We start from the raw sequence: 24,038 nt of genomic DNA on the forward strand, positions 1-24,038 counted from the left end.
CCACCCTATCCTGGCCGCGCGCCCAACGGACATGACCAACATGAGCGACGCGCCCAACGCCACCATCGCCGCTTTCGGCTATCCCCGCACGCTGGTCGCGGAATATCCCCATTGGATGGTTCTGCTGCGCCCGCGCCAGGTGACACTCGGCTCGCTGGTGCTCGCCTGCCGCGGGGCCGCGACCAGCTTCGGCGCGATCGGCCCCGATGCCGCGGCCGGGCTCGGCCAGGCCATCACCGATATCGAGGCGACGCTGAAATCGCTGTTCGCCTACGACAAGATGAACTACCTGATGCTGATGATGGTCGACCCCCACGTGCATTTTCACGTGATCCCCCGCTATGCCGGCCCGCGGCAATTCGCCGGACAGGCACTCACGGACGCAAACTGGCCGAAGCCGCCGGACGTGACCCAGGCGCTCGCCTTGTCCGATGCGGCTTTCGCCGACCTGCTGGCGCTGGTGAGGTCGGGCTGGCGTCGCGCTTGAGACGCCGGCGCCGCGGAAGGCAAGCGATATGAACAAGCCGTTCGGCGCGCTGGATCGCTATCTGCTGGTCGAGACCATCCGCCCGCTCACGGTCGGGCTCGGCATCGTGCTGTCGGCGCTGCTGCTCGAGCGCATGCTCCGCCTGTTCGACCTGCTGGTGAACAAGGGCGGCCCGTTCGTGCTGGTGCTGAAGATGGTGGCGAACCTGGTGCCGCACTACATGGGGATGGCGCTGCCCGCGGCGTTCTTCCTGTCGGTGCTGGTGGTGATCTCGCGGCTCTCGGCCGAGAGCGAGCTCGACGCCATGCTCGGCTGCGGCATCTCGCTGAAGCGCCTGATCGCGCCGCTGATCGGCCTCGCCATCGTGCTGACCGTGGCGACCGCCTTCCTGTTTTCGTATCTGCAGCCGCACAGCCGCTATGCCTATCGCTCCATCGTCTATCTGGTGACCAACGCGGCCTGGGAGGCGATCCTGGAAGAGGGCGTGTTCGTCACCGCCCAGGGCCGCAACACCATCATGGTCGACCAGATCGAGAATGGCGGCCGCACCCTGCACGGCGTCTTCGTGCACCAGTTCCACAAGGACGGCAGCGCCGCCGCCATCACCGCGAAGCGCGGCTCGATGGTGCGCTCCGACGACGGCACCAACTTCCTGCTGCGGCTGGTCGACGGGCAGCAGATCGTGACCCGGCCGGAGGACCGCCAGCCCTCGGCCTCGACCTTCGACACCGTCGAGTTCCGCATCGACCTGACCAACAACGTGCCGCCGTTCCGCGCCCGCGGCGAGAACGAGCGCGAGATGACGCTGCTCGAACTCTGGGAGCGCCGCAACGACGAGGATCCCGGCATGCAGCGCCGGGTCCGCTCGGAGCTGAACGGCCGCCTGGCCCGCATCCTGTCCATTCCGGTGCTGCCCTTCGTCGCCCTGCCGCTCGGCATCTCGGCCAAGCGGGCAAGGCGGGCCTCCGGGCTGGCGATCGCCGGCGGCCTGCTTTTCCTGTATCACCACGCGCTGCAATTCGGCGAGAGCATGGCCGATCTCGGCCGCATCCCGCCGGCAGTCGCCATCTGGTCACCGTTCATCATCTTTGCGGCCAGCGGCGCCTGGCTGTTCAGCTGGGCCAATTCGCGGCCGGGCTCGAACCCGCTGGCCAGCCTTGCCGAGTGGCTGGCGCGATGGCTCGGCCGCTACGGCCGGCCGGTTTCCGACAAGACGGCCGCCTCGTGAGCCGGTCGCTCGCTCTCTACGTCTCGCGGCTCTTCCTTGCCCGCTTCGCGATGTGCCTGCTGGCGCTGGCCGGCCTGCTGCAGCTGCTCGACCTGCTCGACAGCGCCAAGGACATCCTGGCGCGGGAGAACAGCGGGCTCTCGACCATCTTCTACTATGCCCGGCTGCGCTTCCCGTCGCTGATCGTGCAGATGGGCACGGTCGCCACCCTGCTGGCGGCACTGATCACGCTGGTGACCCTGGTGCAGCGCAACGAGATCATCGCCATGAAGGCGATCGGGATCTCGTATTTCACACTGCTGCTCACCTTCACCCCGGCCGCCGCGGTGGTCGCCGCCTTCCATTTCGCCGTTGGCGAGTGGGTGGCGCCGCATACCGATCGCGAGCTGCAGCTCTGGTGGGAGGCGACCGCGCCGCGCGGCGAGGACAGTCCGGTCAACCGCTCGATTTCCTGGGTGCGCCGGGCGGATGTCATCGTCGCGGTCACTTCCATCCGGCTGCCCGGAACGCATCTGGAAGGATTGCGGATCTTCGACCTCGACGATGCCGGCGAGCTGACGATGGTCACGCTGGCCGAACGGGCCGATTATGTCGACGGCCGCTGGCGGCTCGAAGAAGTGCAGGAGATCGACCGGCGCGCCGACAGCCGCCAGCTCGCCAGCGCCGTCTGGCAAACCGACCTGAAGCCGGTCGATTTCGCCGAGCTCGCCCTGCCGCCGCGGCAATACTCCATCGCCTCGCTGGTCAGCCTGAGCGAACGCAGCAAGGTGGGCGCCCGCAACGTGCGGTTCTACGACGCCATGCTGCAGAAGAAGTTCGCGACGCCGGTGGCGACCTTCCTGATGGTACTGATCGCCGCGCCGGTGGCGCAGACCAGCCGCCGGCGCGGCGGCACCGGCTATGCCTTCGGCCTGGGCGTCATCATCGGCTTCGCCTTCTTCGTCACCGACGGCCTGGTTCTGGTCGCCGGGGAGAGCGGCATGTTCCCGACCGCCTTCGCCGCCTGGGCGCCGACCATCCTGTTCACCAGCGTCGCCGGCACCATCCTGGTGCACACCGAACGGTAGCTTCCATATCCAGAAAACCGCGGAAATCCGCCAGGGAAACACCCGCTAACATTTTGTGACTTTGCGTTAAGGCTGCGAGCCGCATCTATGCGGTTGAAGGCCGGTGAAAGGAACGGGCCCGCGCGCCATGTTCAACAGCAAATCCTGGAAGGGCCATGCCTACGACCTGGGACGCATGACGTTCCGGGAGCTGGTGGTCGCCTATGTGACCTATCCGGCGATCCAGGTCTATGCCCTGCTCGCGGCGGTCAGCCTCGGCCTGGCGATCTACTGGCTCGACGGGCTGGCCGCGCCGCTGCTGGCTGCTGCGGCCACGGTCACGATCTACCCCGCGGTCTGGTACGCACTGCACCGCTGGGTGCTGCACGGCCGCTGGCTCTATCGCATGCGATGGTCGGCGGCGCTGTGGAAGCGCATCCACTTCGACCATCATCAGGATCCGAACAAGCTTGAAGTCCTGTTCGGTTCGCTGACCAACACGCTGCCGACCCTGGTGCTGGTCACGCCGGCGATCGGCTGGCTGATCGGCGGGCCGCCGGCCGCGGCCGCCGCCTTCGCCGCCGGCCTGCTGACCACCTGCTTCTACGAATTCTGCCACTGCATCCAGCACCTGAACTACAAGCCGCGCTATGCCTTTCTGGCGCGGATGAAGGAACGGCACCTGCAGCACCATTTCCACAACGAGAACGGCAATTACGGCATCACCAATTTCGCCGTCGACCGGCTGCTCGGCACTTACTACGGCGCGGCGAAGGACCTGCCGCGCAGCGCCACCGTGTTCAACCTCGGCTATGACTTGGAAGAGGCCAAGCGCTATCCCTGGGTGGCGCAGCTCTCTGGCGAGCTGCCGCGCGACCGACCCCGCCGGCCGGCCCAGGGCTTGAGACAAGCGACCTAGGGCGTTGTGACGGCGGGGGGAGCACAACAAGGCCTGGAGATCGTCCCGGTCGAGGGCCCGCGCGATCTTGATGCCTTTGTCCGGGTCCAGCACGAGCTGCACCGCGGTCAGCCGCACTTCGTGCCGCCGCTCTACATTGAGCGGCGCGACGCGCTGTCGGCTACGAAGAACCCATATTTCAAGCATGCCGAGACCCGCTTCTGGTACGCCCGCCGGGGCGACAAGGCGGTCGGTCGCATCAGCGCGCAGATATGCCGCCTGCACATCGCCAAGCACGATCCCCAGGGCGGCCATTTCGGGCTGATCGAATCCATCGACGACGCGGACGTGGTCGCCGCGCTGACCGGCACGGCCGAAGCCTGGCTGAAGTCCAAGGGCATGCGCCGGGTGCTGGGGCCGTTCAACCTGTCGATCAACGAGCAGATGGGCCTTCTGGTCGCCGGCTTCGACACCCCGCCGCGCCTGCTGATGGCGCATGACCAGCCTTATATGGGCGGGCTGCTGGAACAGGCCGGCTATGCCAAGGCGAAGGACGTCTACGCCTACGACTACGACATGGTGGCCGAGCCGCCGAAGGCGATTGCGCGCCTGCTGTCGCGCCAGGCGCCGCCGCGGCTGGTGATCCGGCCGATGCGGGCGAAGGAATACGGTGTCGAGCTGGCGCGGGCCCTCGACATCTTCAACGACGCCTGGGCCGACAATTGGGGCGCCGTACCTTATACGCCGGAGGAGGTGCTGCATCTCGGCAAGGAGCTGAAGCCGCTGATCGAGGCGCGCTATTTCTGGTTCGCGGAGCTGGACGGCGAGCCGGTCGGCTTCATCATCGGCCTGCCGGACCTGCACCAGGCGATCCATGATCTCGACGGGAAGCTGCTGCCGTTCGGCGTGGTGAAGCTGATCTGGCGGCTCAAGATCAGGGGCGTGAACGGCGGCCGTGTGCCGCTGATGGGGATCAAGCGCAAGCTGCAGAGCACCGCGCTCGGCGCCACCATCCCGCTCTACCTGATCGCCAAGCTGCGCGAGGCGGGGCTCGCCCAGGGCTATCGCCATATCGAGCTGTCGTGGATCCTGGAAGACAACACGGCCATGCGACACATCTGCGAGGCGCTCTGCGGCCCGCCCTACAAGACCTATCGGATCTACGGCAAAGAGCTGGCGTGAGCGGCCCCATTCCCGCGCTCATTCTGGCCGGCAGCCGCGGGCCGGACGATCCCCTGGCGCTGGCGACGGGAACGGAGCACAAGGCCTTCATCGAGATCGGCGGACAGCCGATGCTGGCCCGCGTCGTCGCGGCCTTGTCGCAGGTGCCGGCGGTGGGGCGGATCACCATTGCCATCGAGCGGCCGGAACTGGTCGAGGCGGCGACAAGCCTGGCGCATTGGCGCGCAGAGGGCCGCCTCTCCGTGATGCGCGCCGCCGACTCGCCGGCGGCGACCGTCGCCCGGGCCTTGGAGCAGATCGACGGCGCCCCGCCGCTGTTCGTCACCACGGCCGACCATGCCCTGCTCACCCCGCAGATGGTTCGGCATTTCCTCGATCACGCGCCGGCCGAGGCGGATGTCGCGGCCGGCATCGCCACCGACCACACCATCCAGGCGGCCTATCCGGGCACGCGGCGCACCTATCTCCGCTTCCGCGGCATCGCCTTCAGCGGCTGCAACCTGTTCCTGTTCCGCAGCGAACGCGCCCGCCATGTCGCCGACCTCTGGCGCGAGGTCGAGCGCCACCGCAAACGGCCTTGGCGCATGATCGCAATGCTCGGCATCGGCAATCTGACCCGCTTCCTGCTCGGCAGGCTGACGCTGCCGGACGCGCTGGCGCGCCTGTCGACACGGACCGGGGCGCGGCTTGCCGCCGTCGACATGCCGTTCGCCGAGGCCGCGATCGACGTCGACAAGCCGGCCGATCTGGAACTGGTACGCGGGATCGTCGAACGCTCGGTCAGCCCTTCCCGGCCTTGATCCAGCGCCGGGCGAGATCGTTGGCGCGATCGACATCGGCGGGAAAGTCGACTTCGCCCCATTCCAGCCCCTCGATCGAGGCGACGCCGACATGGCCGGCGCGGGCGATCTCGGCGATCACCGAGAGGTACCAGAGCTTGAGCCCCTCGGGCCGCTTCATCACCGTCTCGACGGCGTTGCGGAACAGTGCCGGCCCGTCGCCCTTGAAATGGAGCATGCCGATCGATTCGCCGTTGGTGACGTCGCTGGTCAGCGTCTTGCCGATATCGATCAGCCGGTCGCCTTCGACCGCGACCTTCATGTCGTCGGCGTCGTAATTGTCCTTGCGGTCGATGGTGACGGTGATCGGCATCTTCGCCGTCTGCAGCAGGCGCTGCATGATCGCCGGTTCCGAGATGGTGTCGCCGTTCATCAGCACGAAATCGCCTTCCATCTCGCCGCGCGCCAGGAAGCAGCTCGCGAGATTGTCGGACACGGCATAGAACGGGTTGTGCAGCAGGCGGATCTTGAGACCCGGGATCTTCACGCGGGCGAGCCGCTCCTCGACCTTCTCGGCCATGAAGCCGACGACGACGACAACCTCGGTGATGCCGTTCCTGGCCAGCGAATGGATCTGCCACTCGATCAGGGTGCGGTCGCCGACAGGAAGCAGGCATTTCGGCCGGTCGGCGGTCAGCGGCATCAGCCGCTTGCCCTGGCCGGCGCTGAGGGTAATGGCTTTCAAGATCGCGATCTCCGGATCGGGAAAGCCCCCTTCTAGCTCGGATTCACCGCTTCGGGGAGAGCCGTGAGCGCTCAGCGCGGCAAATCGGAGCTTCCCATCAGGAAGGCATCCACCGCGCGGGCGGCCTGGCGCCCTTCGCGGATGGCCCAGACGACAAGGGACTGGCCGCGACGCATATCGCCGGCGGCGAAGACCTTCGGGTTCGACGTCTGATAGCGGTCGGTGTCCGCCTTGACGTTGCCGCGGCCGTCCCGCTCCAGGGCGAGCTGCTCCAGCATGCCGGCATGCACCGGATGCACGAAGCCCATGGCGAGCAGGACGAGATCGGCCGGGATCTCGAACTCGCTGCCCGCCACTTCCTGCATGCGGGCGCCTTCCCAGAGCAGCCTGGCACCGCGAAGCCTGGTGACCCGGCCGTTCTCGCCGATGAAGGCCTTGGTCGTCACCGCGAAATCGCGCTCGCAGCCTTCCTCGTGCGACGAGGAGCTGCGCAGCTTGAGCGGCCAATTCGGCCAGACCAGCGGCGTGTTCTCCTTCACCGGCGGCCGCGGCAGGATCTCGAATTGCGTGATCGAGGCAGCACCCTGGCGGTTCGCCGTGCCGATGCAGTCCGAGCCGGTATCGCCGCCGCCGATTACCACCACGTGCTTGCCCGTCGCCAGAATCTGGCGCTGGTCCGAGGCATCGTCGCCGGCGACGCGCTTGTTCTGCTGCGTCAGGTAGTCCATCGCATAGTGGACGCCGTCGAGCTCACGTCCCGGCACGGGCAGGTCGCGCGGATGCTCGGCGCCGCCGGTCAGCAGCACCGCATCGTGCTCGGCGGTGAGCCTGTCCGCCGCGAAGCCGACCCCGACATGCACGCCGGTGCAGAAGGTGACGCCCTCTGCCGCCATCTGCGCCATGCGGCGGTCGATCAGCCGCTTGTCCATCTTGAAATCGGGAATGCCGTAGCGGAGCAGGCCGCCGATACGGTCGGCCTTCTCGAACAGTGTCACATTGTGGCCGGCGCGGGCGAGCTGCTGCGCCGCCGCCATGCCGGCGGGACCGGAGCCGACCACGGCGATCCGCTTGCCGGTCTTCGCCGCCGGCACGACCGGCGCGATCCAGCCCTCGTCCCAGCCGCGATCGACGATGGCGCATTCGATCGTCTTGATCGTCACCGGGTCGTCGTTGATGGTCAGCACGCAGGACGCCTCACAGGGCGCCGGGCAGATGCGGCCGGTGAACTCGGGGAAATTGTTGGTCGAATGCAGCGAGTCCAGCGCGGCCCGCCACTGGTGGCGGTAGACCAGATTGTTCCAGTCCGGAATCAGGTTGTTGACCGGACAGCCGTTGTGACAGAACGGCACGCCGCAATCCATGCAGCGCGCAGCCTGCTTGGCGAGCTTCTCCTCCGGCAGCGGGACCAGGAACTCGTCGTATCCCTTGACCCGTTCCTTCGCCTTGACGTAGCCGCGATCCTCGCGGCCGAACTCGAGAAAGCCGGTGACCTTACCCATGCGCCGGTGCCCCCTCGCCGCCCTTGGCCGCGAGCGGCGCCTGCGCCTTCATCTCGTTCAGCGCACGGCGATAGTCGGTCGGCATGATCTTGACGAATTTCGGCAGATAGGCGTTCCAGTCGGCCAGGATCGCCCGGGCGACGTCGCTGTTGGTGTAGTGGAGATGCCGCTCGATCAGCACCCGCAGGCGCCGCGCATCATCGGCCAGATGATCGCCCGGCAGATGGCCGTTCATGTATTCACCGCTCGGCCCCGCATCGCCCACGACATCTTCGAGCTCAACCATCGCCGTGTTGCACTTGCGACGGAAACTGCCGTCGGCGTCCAGAACATAGGCGATGCCGCCCGACATGCCGGCGGCGAAGTTTCGGCCGGTCGGCCCGAGCACCACCACGACACCGCCGGTCATGTATTCGCAGCCATGATCGCCGACGCCCTCGACCACGGCGACGGCACCGGAATTGCGCACCGCGAAGCGCTCGCCCGCGACGCCGGAGAAATACGCCTCGCCCTCGATGGCGCCGTACAGCACCGTATTGCCGACGATAATGTTCTCGCTGGGCACATAGCGGCCCGCATCCGGCTTGTAGATGGCGATCCGTCCGCCGCTCAGGCCCTTGCCGACATAGTCGTTTGCCTCGCCCGCGAGCTCGATCGAAACGCCATGGGCGAGGAAGGCGCCGAAGCTCTGGCCGGCCGTGCCATGCGCCTTGATCGAGATCGTGTCGTCCGGCAACCCCTTGTGACCATAGGCCAGCGCCACCTCGCCGGACAGCATGGCGCCGACCGTGCGGTTGACGTTGCGGACCTCGGTCTCGATGCGGACGGGCTTGCCCCGCAGCAAGGCCGGCTGCGCCTCCGAGATCAGTCTGCGGTCGAGCGCGGCATCGAGCCCGTGATCCTGGGTCTCGCAATTGTGTATCGCGACTTCCGGCCCGACCGGCGGCCGATAGAGCAGCCGCGCGAGATCGACACCCTTCGCTTTCCAGTGATCGATGGCGCGGCGCATGTCCAGCCGGTCGGAGCGGCCGACCATCTCGCGAACCGTACGGAAGCCGAGCTCGGCCATCAGCTCGCGCACTTCCTCGGCGACGAAGAAGAAATAGTTGATCACGTGCTCCGGCGCGCCGGCGAAGCGCTTTCGCAACACCGGATCCTGGGTCGCGATGCCGACCGGGCAGGTGTTGAGATGGCACTTGCGCATCATGATGCAGCCGGCGGCGATCAGCGGCGCGGTGGCGAAGCCGAACTCGTCGGCGCCGAGCAAGGCGCCAACCACGACGTCGCGCCCGGTGCGCAAGCCGCCATCGACCTGCACGGCGATGCGGCCGCGAAGCCGATTGAGCACCAACGTCTGCTGCGTCTCCGCAAGCCCGATCTCCCACGGGCTGCCGGCATGGGTCAGCGAGGTCAGCGGGCTCGCGCCCGTGCCGCCCTCGAAGCCCGAGATCGTCACGTGGTCGGCCCGCGCCTTGGAGACGCCGGCTGCGACGGTGCCGACGCCGATCTCGGAGACCAGCTTCACGCTGACCCGCGCGCGCGGGTTGGCGTTCTTCAGGTCGTGGATCAGCTGGGCCAGATCTTCGATCGAGTAGATGTCGTGATGCGGCGGCGGCGAGATCAGGCCGACACCGGGCGTCGAATGACGCACCTTGGCGATCGGGCCGTTGACCTTGTGGCCGGGCAGCTGGCCGCCCTCGCCGGGCTTGGCGCCCTGCGCCATCTTGATCTGCAGGTCGTCGGCGTTGACCAGGTATTCGGTGGTCACGCCGAACCGGCCGGACGCCACCTGCTTGATCGCCGAGCGCATGGAATCGCCGTTCGGCAGCGGCTGGAAGCGGTCCGCTTCCTCGCCGCCCTCACCCGTGTTCGACTTGCCGCCGATACGGTTCATGGCGATGGCGAGCGTGGTATGCGCCTCGCGGCTGATCGAGCCGTAGGACATCGCACCGGTGGCGAAGCGCTTGACGATCTCGGCCGCGGGCTCGACCTCGTCCAGCGGCACCGGCGTCGCCGCCGGCTTCAGCTGGAACAGGCCGCGCAGCGTGAGCAGACGCTCGCTCTGCTCGTTCACTCCCTTGGCGTAGTCGCGGTAGGTGTCCCTGCTGTTGCCGCGCACGGCGTGCTGCAGCTTGGCGATGCTCTCGGGATTCCAGACATGCGCCTCGCCGCGCAGGCGGAGCTGGTACTCGCCGCCCGGATCCAGCGCATCGCGGTAGACCGGCGCGTCGCCGAATGCCTGACGATGGCGCTCCACCGTCTCGGCCGCCACCTCGTCGAGACCGACGCCCTCGATGCGGCTCGCCGTGCCGGTAAAGTATTGCTGCACAAAGCCGGTGGCGAGGCCGACCGCGTCGAAGATCTGCGCGCCGCAATAGGACTGATAGGTCGAGATGCCCATCTTGGACATCACCTTCAGGATGCCCTTGCCCATCGCCTTGATGTAGCGCTGCGCGACCTTGTCCGCCGTCGCATCCGCCGGCAGCTGCTCGCGCATTGCGCCCAAGGTCTCGAAGGCGAGATAGGGATTGATCGCCTCGGCGCCATAGCCCGCGAGGACACAGAAGTGATGCACCTCGCGCGCCTCGCCGGTCTCGACCACGAGGCCGGTCTCGGTGCGCAGCCCCTCGCGGATCAGGTGGTGATGCACGGCCGAGGTGGCGAGCAGCGCCGGAATCGCGATGCGGTCCTGATCCATCGCGCGGTCCGACAGGATCAGGATGTTGTGGCCTTGCTCCACTGCCTGCTTGGCGGCGGCGCACAGCCGGTCGAGCGCCGACGCCATGCCGGCGCGTCCCTCGGCAGCGTCCCAGCAGATGTCGAGCGTCTGGGTGCGGAAGGCATCGCCGACCAGGGCATTGATGCCGCGGATCTTCTCCAGATCCTCGTCGGTCAGGATCGGCGTGCGCACTTCGAGGCGACGATGCGTATCCGCATGATGCAGGCCGAGCAGATTGGGCCTCGGCCCGATCTGCGACACCAGCGACATCACCAGCTCCTCGCGGATCGGGTCGATCGGCGGGTTGGTGACCTGGGCGAAGCACTGCTTGAAATAGCTGTAGAGCAGCTTCGGCCGGGCGGAGAGCACCGAGATCGGCGTGTCCGAGCCCATGGAACCGATCGGCTCCTCGCCGGAAACGGCAATCGGCTCGAGGATGAAGCTCACATCCTCCTGCGTGTAGCCGAAGGCCTGCTGGCGATCGAGCAGGCTCGGCCCCGGCGCGCGGTTCGAGCGCACGGCATCCGGCAGCTCCTCCAGGCGGAACTGCGTCGCCTCGAGCCAGGCCTGGTAGGGATGCGCATTGGCGAGATCGGCCTTGAGCTCGGCATCGTCGACGATGCGGCCGCGCTCCAGGTCGATCAGCAGCATCTTGCCGGGCTGCAGCCGCCACTTCTTGACGATGCGCTCTTCCGGCACCGGCAGCACGCCGGCCTCGGAGGCGAGGATCACCTTGTCGTCGTCGGTCACGACATAGCGCGCCGGGCGCAGGCCGTTGCGGTCGAGCGTGGCGCCGATCTGCCGTCCGTCGGTGAAGGCGATGGCGGCGGGCCCGTCCCAGGGCTCCATCAGCGCCGCGTGGTACTCGTAGAAGGCGCGGAGCTTCTCGTCCATCAGCTGATGGCCGGCCCAGGCCTCCGGGATCATCATCATGACGGCCTGGGCGAGCGGGTAGCCGCCGGCGACCAGAAGCTCGAGCGCGTTGTCGAAGCTCGCCGTGTCGGACTGGCCCTCGGCGATCAGCGGCCACAGCTTGGCGAGATCCGAGCCGAACAGCTCCGACGACATCGAATGCCGGCGCGCCGCCATCCAGTTCAAGTTGCCGCGCAGCGTGTTGATCTCGCCGTTATGGGCGATCATCCGGTAGGGATGCGCGAGCCGCCAGGCGGGGAAGGTGTTGGTCGAGAAGCGCTGATGCACCAGCGCCAGCGCGGTGACGACGCGCGGATCCTTGAGGTCGACGTAGAACGTGCCGACCTGGCCCGCCAGCAGCATGCCCTTGTAGACCAGCGTGCGGGTCGAGAGCGACGGGAAGAACAGCTTGCCGAGGCCCTCGCGCGGCTCCTCACGCACGGCATTCTCGAGCAGCTTGCGGATGACGAAGAGCTTGCGCTCGAAGCTCGCCCGGTCGCGGCAATTGGCGCCGCGGCCGATGAAGATCTGGCGGATGACCGGCTCGTTCGCCTTCACCGTCTCGCCGAGCCCGGTGCGGTCGACCGGCACCTCGCGCCAGCCGAGCAAGGTCTGCCCCTCCTGGGCGACGGTGTCCTCCACCATCGACACGGCCTTGACCCGGTCGGCCTCGCCGCGCGGCAGGAACACCATGCCGACGCCGTAGTCGGGCTCCGGCGGCAGCTTCACGCCCTGCTCGGCCATGACAGCGCGCAGGAAGGCATCGGGCTTCTGGATCAGGATGCCGGCGCCATCGCCGGCCAGCGGGTCGGCGCCGACGGCACCGCGATGATCCAGGTTGATCAGGATCTGCAGGCCCTGGCGGATGATCTCGTGCGACTTGCGGTTCTTGATATCGACAACGAAGCCAACACCGCAGGCGTCGTGCTCGCGGCTCGGGTCGTACAATCCCTGCGCTACCGGCAGCTCATTCACCCCATCGACCCTTTCCCCATTCGCGGCCTTTCGGCCTGCGTTTCCGCCCACCCCCGCGCCCATGCCAACCGTCGGTCGGTCTGCCTGCCCGGCCGCCAGCCTCGTTGTCTCGCGGAAGCTTCAATTTGTTACATAGACCGCCCGTCGGCCGCAACGACCGAGTCGGTCCGCAACACGCCGCGTCACACCAGTTTCGACTGGCGCCCCTGCCAGTACCTATCGCGAATCAGTCGCTTGTAAAGCTTGCCCGTCGGGTGGCGCGGCAGCTCGGCCTCGAAATCCACGCTGCGGGGGCATTTGATCGCCGACAAGTGCGCCTTGCAGAAGGCGATCAGCTCCTCGGCCAGGGCCGGGCCTGCCGCGCCTGGATCGATCGGCTGCACCACCGCCTTCACTTCCTCGCCGAAATCGACGTTCGGCACGCCGATCACCGCCACGTCAGCGACCTTGGGATGGGTGACCAGGAGATTCTCCACTTCCTGCGGGTAGATATTCACCCCGCCGGAAATGATCATATGGGCCTTGCGATCGGTCAGGTGCAGAAAGCCGTCCTTGTCCAGGTAGCCGATATCGCCGAGCGTCGACCAGCCTTGCGGCGTGCGTGACTCTTTCGTTTTCCCCGGATCGTTGTGGTACTCGAAGACCGGGCCGTTGGCGAAGTAGATCATGCCCGCTTCGCCCTGGGGCTGCTCCTTGCCCGCCTCGTCCAGGATGTGGATCTCGCCGAGCAGCGCGCGGCCGACCGTGCCCTTGTGGGCCAGCCATTCCTGGCTGTTGCAGGCGACGAAGCCGTTGCCCTCGGTGCCGGCGTAGTATTCGTGCAGCACCGGGCCCCACCAGCGGATCATCTCCTCCTTCACCTGCACCGGACAGGGCGCGGCCGCGTGGATCGCGACCTTGAGGGAGGAGACGTCGTATTTCTTCCGCACCGCCTCCGGCAGTTTCAGCATGCGGACGAACATGGTCGGCACCCATTGCGAGTGCGTGACCTTGTATTTCTCGATCAGCGCCAGCGCCTGCTCGGCGTCGAAATGCTCCATGACGATGCTGGTGCCGCCGATCCGCATCACCGTCATGTTGTAGCGCAGCGGCGCCGCGTGATAGAGCGGCGCCGGCGAGAGATAGACGACCTCAGACGTCAGGCCATAGAGCGCCGTCGCCAGGTTGAGCAGCGAGCCCGGCGCGTCGATCGCCTCCTCCAGCAGCTCGGTCTTCACGCCCTTCGGCCGGCCGGTCGTGCCGGAGGAATAGAGCATGTCGCGGCCGGCGCGCTGGTCGGCGATCGGCGTCGACGGCATGGCGGCGAGGGAGGTTTCCCAGCCCTCGTAGCCGTCGATCTCGCCGCCGACGGCGAAGCGATGCGGCACCTTCGGCATGCGCGTCCGCAGTTCCAGCGCCTGGCTCCGCTGGCTGACGGAGGCGATGAACAGCTTCGCGCCGCAATCGTTGATGATGTACTCCGCCTCCTCGGCCGTCAGGCGCGAGCTCATGGCGGTGTAGAGCAGGCCGGCGCGCTGCGCCGCCCAGCAGATCTCGAAATAGCGGGCGTTGTTGTCCATCTGCAGCGCGATGGCATCGCCCGCCTTCAGGCCGAGCTGGCGGAACAGCTGCGCGCCCTGGTTGGAGCGCTGGTCGAGCTGGCGGTAGGTCACCGTCTCGCCGGTCGCGGCCATGATGTAGGCCGCCTTGTCCGGCGTCTTCTGGGCATGGATATAGGGATGCATTGTCGTTGCTGGTCCTGAACGGGGACGCTTCCTCCGGGAAGCGCCGTTATGCCGCTTTGGCCTTGGCCCGTTCAAGCCCGGCGAAGACGGCACCCAGGATACCCTTCGGCATGAAGATGATGAACAACACCAGCATTAGGCCGTAAATCGTTGTATCGGCGGCATGATACTCGTTACCGATCAGAATGCGGAGGGTCTCGGCCAGGATCAGGGTGAAGGCGGCGCCGACGGTCGGGCCGAGCTGGACGAACATGCCGCCGGCGACGACCGCGAACACGATCTGCAGCGAGACGCCGATCCCTGAGACGGTCTCCGGGTTGATGTACATCTGGTACTGCCCGAACACCGCGCCGCCGAGCGCGGTCAGCCCGGCCGAGAGCAGGATGATGCGGATCTTCTCGACGCCGACATTGATGCCGACCGAAGCCGAGGCATCCTCGTCGGAGGAGATCGCCTGCAGCGCGTAGCGGCCCATGCCGCGATCCACCGCGCGCCACACGAAGAGACCGATCAGCCAGAGTACCAGGGCGACGTAGAGGAACACGGTCTTGGAGGCGAACTGGAAGGCATAGATCGACGTGCCCGCCGCCTCGCGGTTCGGCGTCAGACCGAGCGAGCCGCCGGTGATGTCGCGCAGACCCACGATGCTGAGGGCGACCACCGCGGTCAGCGCGAGCGTCACCAGCGCGAAATAGTGGCCGACGATGCGAAGCCGGACGCAGGGCCAACCCACGATCGCCGCCAGCGCCACGGCCGCCGCGACAGCGATCGGCATGCCGATCCAGGGCGTCAGCTCGAAGAAATTCCACAGCAGGACCGTGACATAGGCGCCGATCCCCATGAAGGCACCGTGGCCGAGCGAGACCAGGCCGAACCGGCCCATCAGCGACCACGCGGTGTAGATGAAGCCCCAGAGCAGGATCTGCACCAGGATGTGGATGAAGTAATCCGTCTGGCCGGCGAACGGGGCCAGTGCCACCAGCGCGGCGATGACCAGAGGGGCGATGACGTCGCGCTGCATGGGCCTATTTCCCGAACAGGCCCTGCGGCCTGATGAACATGGTCAGGATGAAGAAGGCGAAGGCGATGACGTAGCCCCACTCGATATGGAAGAAGAACCCGCCGATCGAGATGAACTGGCTGATGATGAAGGCGGCGACGAAACCGCCGATCATGTTGCCGAGCCCGCCCAGCACGCAGATCATGAAGGTGATCGGCCCAAAGGTGAGGCCGATCGCCGGATGCACGTCGTATTGCAGCACCAGCAGGCAGGCCGCGAGGCCGGCGAGCCCGCCCCCGATGCCCGAGGTGACCAGATAGAGCTTGCGGCTGTCGACGCCCATCAGCGGCATGATCTCGCGGTCCTGCGCGATGGCGCGGATCGCGGTGCCGAGGAAGGTGCGGGTGAGGAAGAGGTAGAGGCCCACCATGCCAGCCAGCGCCACCAGGAAGGCCAGCACGCGGGCATAGGAGAAATACATCTCGCCGAAGTTCAGGATCGGCAGCTTGAGGCCGAGATTGCGGAACTCGATCCCGAACACCAGAGTCGCGAAGCTCTGCAGGAAGAACAGGACCCCGCCGGTGACCAGCAGCTGGTTGATCGGCTCGCTCTGCAGGACGGGACGAATGACCAGGTAGTGCAGCAGCGCACCGAGCACGCCGACCACCACCACCGCCCCAAGGCAGGCGAGCAGGACCGGGACCCCGTAGACGACGTGCAGAAAATAGACCGTGTACATGCCGAGCATGACCAGCTCGGCATAGCAGATCCACACCACGTCGATGACGCCGAAGACCAGGTTGAGGCCGAGCGCGAGCAGGCCGAGCACGCCGCCGAGCAGCACGCCGTTCACGATCGCCTCGAGCAGGTAGATGTCGAAGATTGTGTCCATGCGTCAGAGCCCGATATAGGCGCGGCGGATCTCGTCGCTGGCGAGGAGATCGGCACTTTTGCCGGAAAGCTTGATGCGGCCGACTTCGAGGAGATAGGCGCGGTCGACCACCTTCAGCACCTGCTGGATGTTCTGTTCCACGATCAGCACCGTGTAGCCCTCGGAGCGGATGCGGCGCACCAGATCGAAGACCTGCTGGACGATCACCGGCGCGAGGCCGGCCGAAGGCTCGTCCATCAGCAGCAGCTTCGGTCCCGACATCAGGGCGCGGCCGATGGCGCACATCTGCTGCTCGCCGCCCGACATGGTGCCGGCGAGCTGGTTGCGCCGCTCCTTCATGCGCGGGAACAGCGAGTAGACGAAATCGAGCCGCTCGGCGAAGCGGCTGCGCGCCGCCGGCAGATAGGCGCCGATCTTCAGGTTCTCCTCGACTGTGAGTCGCGGGAACAGCCGGCGGTTCTCCGGCACATGAGCGATGCCGGTCTCGATGATGCGGTGCGCCGGCACCCGGTCGAGGGGCCGCCCTTCCATGCTGAGATGGCCTTCGCGCAGCGGGATGATGCCGGAAATGACCCGGAGCAAGGTGGTCTTGCCGGCACCGTTCGGGCCGATCACCGCGACCGCCTCGCCCGCCTGCACGTCGAGGCTCGCCCCGAACAGCGCCTGGAAGTCGCCGTAGCCGGCGGAGACACCCTCAAGCTTGAGCATGCTGCCTCGCCGTCGGGTCAGAGCCGAGATAGACCTCGATGACCTTGGGATGGGCCGCCACCTCGGCCGGCGTGCCGCTGGCGATCACCTCCCCGTGGTCCAGCACCATCACCCGGTCCACCACCCGCATCAGCACGCCCATGATGTGCTCGACCCAGATGATGGTGATGCCCTTGTCGCGCCGGATCGCCTGCAGCATGTCGGCGGCCTGGTCCATCTCCGATTCGTCGAGGCCGCCGAGGCTCTCGTCGGCGAGCAACAGCTTCGGCCCGGTGGCGAGCGCGCGGGCCAGTTCGAGCTTCTTCAGGCCGGCGGCGCCGAGTCCGCCGATGCCGAGCGTCGGATCGACCGGCAGGCGCACCATGGCGAGCGCCTCCTCCGCATGGACGAAGGCCTCGCGCCGCGAGACCGACCTCGCCCGGCCGTAATAGGCCGAGACGGCGACGTTCTCCAGGATGGTCAGGTTCTTGAACGGCCGCGGAATCTGAAAGGTCCGCGCAATGCCGGCATGGCAGACCCGGCTCGAGCTCCATCCCGCGATGTCGCGCCCCTGGAAGCGGACGTTGCCCGATGTCGGCAGATACAGCCCGGACAGGCAGTTGAACGTCGTGCTCTTGCCGGATCCGTTGGGCCCGATCAGGCCCAGGATCTCGCCTTCGGCGAGATCGAAGCTGACGCCGCTGACCGCGGTGAACCCGCCGAAGCGCTTGGTAAGGTCGCGAACTTCAAGCAATGGCACACGCCCCCGACTGTGGCACTGCGCGCCCGCCCCGGGCGCGCAGTGTCTCCCCCTTCACCGAACGAAACGCTCGGATCAGCGTGCGTAAGCGTGGCCCTTGGGCAACGGGATCACCGGGTCGATCGTGCGCAGGCCCGTCGGCCAGGCGATCTTGGTCTCGCCCTTGACGTATTGCATCACCACCGGCGAGGACAGCGCATTCTGCCCCGCCATCTTGTGGCCCGGCGGATTGAACTTCACGCCGTAGCCCTGGATCGTGCCGCCCTCCGGAATGTTGGTCTCCAGCGCCGCCTTGCGCAGAGCCTCGGCATCGAAGCCGCCATATTTCTTGATCGCGCGCGGCAGCACGTCGCTGAGGAAGATCCAGGTCTGGTTGAAGCCCATCGAGGTGTGAGGGGGCACTTCCTGCACGCCAGTCTGCGCCTTGTAGCGCTTGATCATCTCCGCCGTCAGGTCGCCGATGCCGGGCTTCAGGCTCTTGGCATCGAGCAGCTGCGCGGCGACCGGGTCGACGTTGTAGAAGTAGTTCACGTCGTCCTTGAAGGTCTCGATCAGCTTGTCGATCTGGCCGTAGCCGGCACCGTGGCCGATCATGGCATCGAAGCGCAGGCCACCCTCGCGGGACTGGCGCAGGAACAGCGTGATGTCCGGGTTGTAGCCGGTATGCAGGATCACGTCGGGTCGGGCGCGCTTCAGCTTGGTCACCAGCGAGGAGAGATCGGCCGAGCTCGCCGAATAGCCCTCCTTCAGTACGACCTGCATGCCGAGCTCTTTGCAGACCTCCTCGTTGCCTTGCGCCACGCCGACGCCGTAGGGGCCGTCCTCGTGGATGATGGCGACCTTGAGGTCCTTGACCTCCTTCTTCATCTTCGGCTTCGCCACCTCGGCCAGGAACTTGCAGCTCGCCTCACCGAACTGATCGGAATGCACCTGCGGGCGGAACACGTATTTCAGGTTCTTGTCCTTGAACACCGCGGAGGCGACGCAGACATTGGCCCAGAAGAATTTCTGCGCGGCGTCGACCTTCTGCGCCAGCGGCACGCAATGGGCCGATGAGTAGACGCCCATCAGCAGGTCGACCTTCTCCTGGTTCAACAGCCGCTCCGCCTCGTTGATGGCGACATCGGCCTTGGACTGCGCGTCGGCATTGATCGGGATGATCTTGTGGCCTTCCACGCCGCCCTTCTCGTTGATCATGTCGATGGCGATCTGCGTGCCGATCGCGGCCGCCTTGGAGCCGCCGCCGGCGAACGGGCCGGTCAGGTCGTAGATCACGCCGATCTTGATATCGGCCGCGGCCGACAGCGCGGACCCGCACACCAGTGCGCCCGCCAGCACGCTCACGCGCGCAGGGAATCCCAGCCTCATTCCACCCTCCCCGTTTATCGATATCCCTTGGAGGGCAGATTGAAGAAGCCCGCGAAGGATTGTCAAGGAGCGCGACGGCGTTCGGGCCGCCGCGCCCGCTTTTCAGCCCTTCGCCCAATCGATGCGGAAGTTTCCCTGGTGGGGATGGATATGGCCGCAGCCGGAGGCGCCGAAATGCGCCGGCAGCAGCAGCGACTTCCGCTCCACGCAGAGCTCGAGAACGCGGCGCCGGCTCGACGCCGACATCTTCGGATCCCAGCAGAACTGGCTGGACCAGCCCGGCCGATAGACCTGGATCGGGTGATGCATGATGTCGCCGATGAAATGCGCTTCCTCGCCCTTGCTCTGCAGCCCGATGACGAGGCTGCCCGGCGTATGGCCCGGAAACTCCTCCAGCGTGATGGCGCGGTCGAAGTCGTAATCCTTGTCGACCATCACGGCGAGGCCGGCATCGACGATCGGCACCACGCTGTCGAGAAAGGCGCCATCGCCGACATTGGCGCCGGGCTTTTTCTGCTCCTCGGCCCAATGGGCGTACTCGGTGCGGCCGAACAGGTATTTCGCGTTCGGGAAGGTCGGCACCCAGCGGCCGTCCTTCAACTGGGTGTTCCAGCCGACATGATCGACATGAAGATGCGTGCAGCAGACATGCGTCACATCCTCCGGCTGCACGCCGACAGCGCGTAGCTGCTGCAGGAAATCGCCCTGGCGCCGGTGCCAGAACGGGCGGTCGGGCCGCTCCTTGTCGTTCCCCAGGCAGGTATCGATCAGGATGGTCTGCCGCCCGTTGCGCACCACCCAGCTGTGGATCGACATGTTGAAGCGGTTCTTCTCCCGGTTCCAATGATCGGGGCAGAGCCAGTCCGCATTGGCCTCCAGCACGTCGGGCTCGAGATCGGGCAGCAGTTGCTTCGTCACGAAGCCCATGCCCGCCAGATCGACCACCTTGTCGATCGTGATGTCACCGACCCTCTGCACGCTCATGCACTTCCTCCCGACCCTTTGGCTCGTTCGACCAACAATGACGCCGCGGCGTTCATGATCGCCTCGGCATCGATCCCGTAATGTCGGAACAGGTCCGGCAGGTCGCCGGACTGGCCGAAATGCTCGACGCCCAGCGAGCGCACGCGATGCCCGCGCACCGCGCCGAGCCAGGCGAGCGTCGCCGGATGCCCGTCCAGCACAGTGACGATGCCGGCGTCCGCCGCAAGCGGCGCCAGCAGGCGATCGATCGGTGAACGCGCGCCCGCATTGCCGTGCTCGCGCGCCCGCGCCGCCGCGGTCCAGGCGGCGTTCAAGCGGTCTGCCGAGGTGACGGCGAGCAGGCCGATCCCCGGCATTTCCTCGGCCAGCTCGTCGAACGCGGCCAGCGCCTCCGGAGCGATGGCCCCGGCATAGGCGATGGCGAGCTCGGCACCGGGCCCGGGCTCGCGGAGCCAGTAGCCGCCGGCGATGACGCCGTTGCGCAGAGCCTCGTCCATCGTACGGCGCGGCTGGTCGATCGTGCGCGTGGAGAGGCGAAGGTAGACGGAGCCGCCCTCCATATCGCGCAGCCATTCGATCGGCGAAGTCCCTTCGCCGGAGCGCTGCATATAGTCGAAAGACCAGGTCATGATCGCCGCCAGCTCGTCGGCGAAGGCCGGCTCGAAGGCGGCAATGCCGTCCTGCGCCATGCCGATCAGCGGCGTGCCGATCGACTGGTGCGCACCGCCTTCCGGCGCCAATGCAAGGCCCGAGGGTGTCCCCACCACCATGAAGCGCGCATCGACATAGCAAGCGTAGTTCAGCGCATCGAGGCCGCGCGCGACGAACGGATCGTAGAGCGTGCCGACCGGCAGCAGCCGGGCGCCGAAATGCTGTTCCGACAGGCCGAGCGCGGCGAGCAGCAGGAAAAGGTTGTTCTCGGCGATGCCGAGCTCGATATGCTGACCCTTCGGTCCCTTGGCCCAGCGGAACGGCGAGGCCACTGCCTCCTCCCGGAACAGGTCCGGCTGCTCGATCCGGTGGAACACGCCGCGCTGGTTGACCCAGCCGCCGAGATTGGTCGAGACGGTGACATCCGGCGAGGTGGTGACGACGCGCCTGGCCAGCTCGTCGTCGCGCCGCGCGAGATCGTTGAGGATGCGGCCGAAGGCCTCCTGCGTCGATTGCTTCTCCTGCGCCGGCGCCGGCAGGGCCGCGAACGGCATCACAGGCCCGCGCCTTGCCGGCTTGGGCCGGCGGTTGAAGGGGACGGCATCGAGAAAGGCGCGCAGCTCCTCCGCCGGCAGCTCGAGGCCCGCGAAGGGGTCCCATTCGCTGCCCTCGGGCACGCGCTGGGCCGCGCGGAACGCCGCCATCTGCTCCCTGGTCATCAGGCCGGCATGGTTGTCCTTGTGGCCGGCGAGCGGCAGGCCATGGCCCTTGATCGTGTAGGCGACGAAGCAATGCGGCCGGTCGTCCTTCACGCCGTGGAACGCCTCCAGCAGGGTCGGCAGGTCGTGACCGCCGAGATTGGTCATCAGCCGGTGCAGCGCCGGATCGTCATGCCCGTCGAGCAGTTCCTTGAGTCCTGACGTACCGCCAAGGTCGCGCTGCAGATGCTCGCGCCACGCCGCCCCACCCTTGAAGGTCAGCGCCGAGTAGAGCTGATTCGGGCAATCGTCGATCCATTGCCGGAGCGCCCCGCCGGCCGGCCCCTCGAAGGCGTGCTGCAGCAGCTTGCCGTATTTGATGTTGACCACCTGCCAGCCGACATTCTGGAAGAAGGTCTGGATGCGTTGGAACAGGTCGTCGCTGACCACGCCGTCCAGGCTGTGGCGGTTGTAGTCGATGACCCACCAGAGATTCCGGACGTCCTGCTTCCAGCCTTCCAGCAGCGCCTCGAAGATATTGCCTTCGTCCAGCTCGGCATCGCCGACGATGGCGACGAGGCGGCCCTGCGTGCGTGCCTCCGGCGCCAGCCCCTGCAGGCGCACATAGTCGCGCACCAGCGCCGCGAACAAGGTGGCGCCGACGCCGAGGCCGACCGAGCCGGTCGACCAGTCGACATCGTCCCTGTCCTTGGTGCGCGACGGATAGGATTGCGCGCCGCCGAAGCCGCGGAACCGTTCCAGCGCTTCGCGGCCCTGCCGGCCGAGCAGATACTGGATCGCGTGGAAGACCGGCGAGGCATGCGGCTTCACCGCCACCCGGTCGTCCGGCCCCAAGACGTCGAGATAAAGCGCCGACATCAAGGTGGCGGCCGAGGCGCAGGAGGATTGATGCCCGCCGACCTTGATACCGTCGCGGCTCGGCCGCACGTGGTTGGCGTTGTGAATCGTCCAGCAGGCGAGCCAGAGCACCTTGCGCTCCAGCTCGCTCAGCACGCCTGTGATATTGCCGCCGCGCGGCGAGGGCGCGTCCATCGAAAATCCTCCTTGCGGAAACCTATGCTAGCCTGACCGGAAACAGAATGCCCTTGGAGGAAGCGTGTTCCAGGCAGGCCTGCTGGCCGGCAAGCGCATATTGATCACCGGCGGCGGCACCGGCCTCGGCAAGTCGATCGGCCGGCGCTATGCCGAGCTCGGTGCCGAGCTGGTCATCTGCGGCCGCAGGCTTGAAGTCCTGGAGGCCACCGCCGCCGAGATACACAAGGAATACGGCGCCAAGGTCACGCCCATATCCTGCGACGTGCGCGATCCCGAGGCGGTCGAAGCGATGCTGGATCGGATCTGGGCCGACCGGGCGCTCGACGTGCTGGTCAACAACGCGGCCGGCAATTTCATCGCCCAGACGCACAAGCTGTCGCACCGCGCCATCGATTCCGTGCTCGGCATCGTGCTGCACGGCGCCGCCTATTGCACCATCGGCTGCGGCCGGCGCTGGATCGAGGAAGGCCAGCCCGGCACGGTGCTCAACATCCTGACATTGTCGGCGCTGACCGGCGCGCCGTTCACGGTGCCCTCAGCCATGGCCAAGGCGGGACTGGTCGCGATGATCAAGAGCCTAGCCGTCGAATGGGGGCCGAAGGGCATCCGCCTGGTCGGCGTGGCGCCCGGCCCCTTCCCGACCGAGGGCGCCTGGAGCCGGCTCCGCCCCGAAGGCGCCGGCCGCAAGCCTGCCGAGGCCGCGATCCCGCTGGGCCGCGTCGGCCGGCATGAGGAGCTGGCCGATCTCTGCGCCTATCTGGTCTCGGACAAGGCCGGCTTCATCACCGGCGAGATCATCGCCATCGACGGCGGCAAGCAGCATACCGGCGGCGGCGGTGTCGGCACGACGGAGATGTTGAGTTGGACCGATGCCGATTGGGACCGCATCCGCCCGGCGAAGAAGAACAGTTGAGCCTGAGGATACGTCCATGAACTTCCAGGAAATGCTCTACGACGTCGCCGATGGCGTCGCCACCATCACCTTCAACCGGCCGGACAAGCTGAACGCCTGGACGGTGCAGATGCAGCACGAGCTGAAGGACGCGCTGAAGCTCGCGACCGATGACGAGGCGGTGCGCGCCATCGTCATCACCGGCGCCGGCAAGGGCTTCTGCTCCGGCGCCGACATGGCCCGGCTGCAGGCCTCCTCCACCGGCGAAAAATCGGCCATGCAGCAGCCGCCGCTGACCCCGCCGGGCGACGGGCTGGAAGCCAATTTCGAGCGCCGCTACAGCTACATGCTGCGCGTGCCGAAGCCGGTGATCGCGGCGATCAACGGCGCCTGCGCCGGCGTCGGCTTCGTCATCCCGCTCTATTGCGACCTGCGCTACATGGCCGACGGCGCCCGCATCGGCACCGTCTTCGTGCGCCGCGGCATGGTGGCGGAACACGGCATGGCCTGGATGCTGCCGCGGCTGATCGGCACCGCCAACGCGCTCGACCTCTTGTTCTCCGGCCGGATGATCGAGGCGCGGGAGGCGAAAGCGATCGGCCTGGTCAACGACGTGCTGCCTATGGAAGGCTTCCTCCCCGCCGTGCAGGCGAAGGCGCGCGATCTCGCGACGCTCTCCTCGCCCCGCGCCATGCGCATCATCAAGCGCCAGGTCTACGACGCCTGTTTCCAGAGCCTGGCGGAAGCGACCGCGGTCGCCGATGCCGAGATCGTCAAGTGCCGCGGCACCGAGGATTTCAAGGAAGGCGTCGCGCATTTCATGGAGAAGCGCCCGCCGCGCTTCACCGGGCGTTGA

19 protein-coding genes are annotated in these 24,038 nt (G+C 67.0%); 8 read left to right on the plus strand and 11 right to left on the minus strand.

Features of this window, described 5'->3' with window-relative positions; genetic code table 11:
- Positions 1 to 40 precede the first annotated feature (40 nt).
- From DT074_RS01820 to DT074_RS01845, 6 genes are all read left to right on the plus strand, one after another.
- The gene (locus tag DT074_RS01820) at positions 41 to 487 is read left to right on the plus strand and encodes an HIT family protein (RefSeq protein WP_119418152.1); all 447 of its coding nucleotides are present in this window, start codon (positions 41 to 43) and stop codon (positions 485 to 487) included.
- A 28-nt stretch (positions 488 to 515) separates the two neighbouring features.
- On the plus strand, positions 516 to 1,715 hold the full coding sequence (gene lptF, locus DT074_RS01825) for an LPS export ABC transporter permease LptF (protein ID WP_119418089.1): 1,200 nt from the start codon (positions 516 to 518) through the stop codon (positions 1,713 to 1,715).
- Positions 1,712 to 2,782 carry an LPS export ABC transporter permease LptG gene (gene lptG / locus DT074_RS01830; RefSeq protein ID WP_162914555.1) on the plus strand — a complete coding sequence of 357 codons (1,071 nt, stop codon included), beginning with the start codon at positions 1,712 to 1,714 and terminating at the stop codon, positions 2,780 to 2,782. Before lptF ends, lptG begins: the two co-directional genes overlap by 4 nt.
- Before the next feature lie 127 nt (positions 2,783 to 2,909).
- Entirely contained in the window at positions 2,910 to 3,680 is a 771-nt protein-coding gene (locus DT074_RS01835; RefSeq protein WP_162914556.1) for a sterol desaturase family protein, read from the plus strand.
- Between the two features lie 6 nt (positions 3,681 to 3,686).
- Positions 3,687 to 4,841 carry a GNAT family N-acetyltransferase gene (locus DT074_RS01840; protein ID WP_119418091.1) on the plus strand — a complete coding sequence of 385 codons (1,155 nt, stop codon included), beginning with the start codon at positions 3,687 to 3,689 and terminating at the stop codon, positions 4,839 to 4,841.
- A complete protein-coding gene (locus tag DT074_RS01845; RefSeq protein ID WP_119418092.1) occupies positions 4,838 to 5,641 on the plus strand; it encodes a nucleotidyltransferase family protein in 804 nt (267 codons plus the stop codon). The genes DT074_RS01840 and DT074_RS01845 overlap by 4 nt, the downstream gene beginning before the upstream one ends.
- Here DT074_RS01845 and DT074_RS01850 read toward each other — a convergent pair.
- From DT074_RS01850 to DT074_RS01900, 11 genes are all read right to left on the minus strand, one after another.
- Entirely contained in the window at positions 5,622 to 6,374 is a 753-nt protein-coding gene (locus tag DT074_RS01850; protein WP_162914565.1) for a phosphocholine cytidylyltransferase family protein, read from the minus strand. The two genes, DT074_RS01845 and DT074_RS01850, sit on opposite strands and share 20 nt — an antisense overlap.
- 62 nt (positions 6,375 to 6,436) lie before the next feature.
- Positions 6,437 to 7,864, minus strand: coding sequence for a glutamate synthase subunit beta (locus DT074_RS01855; RefSeq protein WP_119418093.1), 1,428 nt, complete (start codon positions 7,862 to 7,864; stop codon positions 6,437 to 6,439).
- Positions 7,857 to 12,533 (minus strand): glutamate synthase large subunit, encoded by a 4,677-nt coding sequence (gltB, locus tag DT074_RS01860; RefSeq protein WP_119418094.1) that lies wholly within the window; start codon positions 12,531 to 12,533, stop codon positions 7,857 to 7,859. Before gltB ends, DT074_RS01855 begins: the two co-directional genes overlap by 8 nt.
- A 119-nt stretch (positions 12,534 to 12,652) precedes the next feature.
- On the minus strand, positions 12,653 to 14,194 hold the full coding sequence (locus tag DT074_RS01865) for an AMP-binding protein (RefSeq protein WP_119418095.1): 1,542 nt from the start codon (positions 14,192 to 14,194) through the stop codon (positions 12,653 to 12,655).
- Between the two features lie 46 nt (positions 14,195 to 14,240).
- Complete coding sequence (locus tag DT074_RS01870; protein WP_119418096.1) at positions 14,241 to 15,215, minus strand: branched-chain amino acid ABC transporter permease; 975 nt, start codon at positions 15,213 to 15,215, stop codon at positions 14,241 to 14,243.
- A 4-nt stretch (positions 15,216 to 15,219) separates the two neighbouring features.
- On the minus strand, positions 15,220 to 16,086 hold the full coding sequence (locus tag DT074_RS01875) for a branched-chain amino acid ABC transporter permease (protein WP_119418097.1): 867 nt from the start codon (positions 16,084 to 16,086) through the stop codon (positions 15,220 to 15,222).
- Positions 16,087 to 16,089: 3 nt separating this feature from the next.
- Positions 16,090 to 16,794, minus strand: a complete 705-nt coding sequence (locus tag DT074_RS01880; protein ID WP_119418098.1) for an ABC transporter ATP-binding protein — start codon at positions 16,792 to 16,794, stop codon at positions 16,090 to 16,092.
- Complete coding sequence (locus DT074_RS01885; RefSeq protein WP_119418099.1) at positions 16,781 to 17,527, minus strand: ABC transporter ATP-binding protein; 747 nt, start codon at positions 17,525 to 17,527, stop codon at positions 16,781 to 16,783. The genes DT074_RS01880 and DT074_RS01885 overlap by 14 nt, the downstream gene beginning before the upstream one ends.
- A gap of 81 nt (positions 17,528 to 17,608) precedes the next feature.
- Complete coding sequence (locus DT074_RS01890; RefSeq protein ID WP_119418100.1) at positions 17,609 to 18,901, minus strand: ABC transporter substrate-binding protein; 1,293 nt, start codon at positions 18,899 to 18,901, stop codon at positions 17,609 to 17,611.
- Between the two features lie 102 nt (positions 18,902 to 19,003).
- Entirely contained in the window at positions 19,004 to 19,885 is an 882-nt protein-coding gene (locus DT074_RS01895) for an MBL fold metallo-hydrolase (RefSeq protein WP_119418101.1), read from the minus strand.
- Positions 19,882 to 22,287: a thiamine pyrophosphate-binding protein gene (locus DT074_RS01900; protein WP_119418102.1), complete on the minus strand. Its 2,406-nt coding sequence runs from the start codon at positions 22,285 to 22,287 to the stop codon at positions 19,882 to 19,884. Before DT074_RS01900 ends, DT074_RS01895 begins: the two co-directional genes overlap by 4 nt.
- 64 nt (positions 22,288 to 22,351) lie before the next feature.
- Here DT074_RS01900 and DT074_RS01905 point away from each other — a divergent pair, with 64 nt between their 5' ends.
- The gene (locus DT074_RS01905) at positions 22,352 to 23,203 is read left to right on the plus strand and encodes an SDR family oxidoreductase (protein WP_119418103.1); all 852 of its coding nucleotides are present in this window, start codon (positions 22,352 to 22,354) and stop codon (positions 23,201 to 23,203) included.
- Positions 23,204 to 23,219: 16 nt separating this feature from the next.
- Positions 23,220 to 24,038, plus strand: a complete 819-nt coding sequence (locus tag DT074_RS01910; protein WP_119418104.1) for an enoyl-CoA hydratase — start codon at positions 23,220 to 23,222, stop codon at positions 24,036 to 24,038.

Origin of the sequence: Desertibaculum subflavum (assembly GCA_003576705.1) — a bacterium.
Taxonomy (GTDB): Bacteria; Pseudomonadota; Alphaproteobacteria; order Ferrovibrionales; family Ferrovibrionaceae; genus Desertibaculum; species Desertibaculum subflavum.

Excerpts from the sequence above, each read along its gene's own strand:
- DT074_RS01820 (WP_119418152.1), top strand. The coding sequence starts at position 41 with ATGAGCGACGCGCCCAACGCCACCATCGCCGCTTTCGGCTATCCCCGC.
- lptF (WP_119418089.1), top strand. The coding sequence starts at position 516 with ATGAACAAGCCGTTCGGCGCGCTGGATCGCTATCTGCTGGTCGAGACC.
- DT074_RS01835 (WP_162914556.1), top strand. The coding sequence starts at position 2,910 with ATGTTCAACAGCAAATCCTGGAAGGGCCATGCCTACGACCTGGGACGC.
- DT074_RS01855 (WP_119418093.1), bottom strand. The coding sequence starts at position 7,864 with ATGGGTAAGGTCACCGGCTTTCTCGAGTTCGGCCGCGAGGATCGCGGC.
- gltB (WP_119418094.1), bottom strand. The coding sequence starts at position 12,533 with ATGGGCGCGGGGGTGGGCGGAAACGCAGGCCGAAAGGCCGCGAATGGG.
- DT074_RS01865 (WP_119418095.1), bottom strand. The coding sequence starts at position 14,194 with ATGCATCCCTATATCCATGCCCAGAAGACGCCGGACAAGGCGGCCTAC.
- DT074_RS01870 (WP_119418096.1), bottom strand. The coding sequence starts at position 15,215 with ATGCAGCGCGACGTCATCGCCCCTCTGGTCATCGCCGCGCTGGTGGCA.
- DT074_RS01875 (WP_119418097.1), bottom strand. The coding sequence starts at position 16,086 with ATGGACACAATCTTCGACATCTACCTGCTCGAGGCGATCGTGAACGGC.
- DT074_RS01880 (WP_119418098.1), bottom strand. The coding sequence starts at position 16,794 with ATGCTCAAGCTTGAGGGTGTCTCCGCCGGCTACGGCGACTTCCAGGCG.
- DT074_RS01890 (WP_119418100.1), bottom strand. The coding sequence starts at position 18,901 with ATGAGGCTGGGATTCCCTGCGCGCGTGAGCGTGCTGGCGGGCGCACTG.
- DT074_RS01895 (WP_119418101.1), bottom strand. The coding sequence starts at position 19,885 with ATGAGCGTGCAGAGGGTCGGTGACATCACGATCGACAAGGTGGTCGAT.
- DT074_RS01900 (WP_119418102.1), bottom strand. The coding sequence starts at position 22,287 with ATGGACGCGCCCTCGCCGCGCGGCGGCAATATCACAGGCGTGCTGAGC.
- DT074_RS01910 (WP_119418104.1), top strand. The coding sequence starts at position 23,220 with ATGAACTTCCAGGAAATGCTCTACGACGTCGCCGATGGCGTCGCCACC.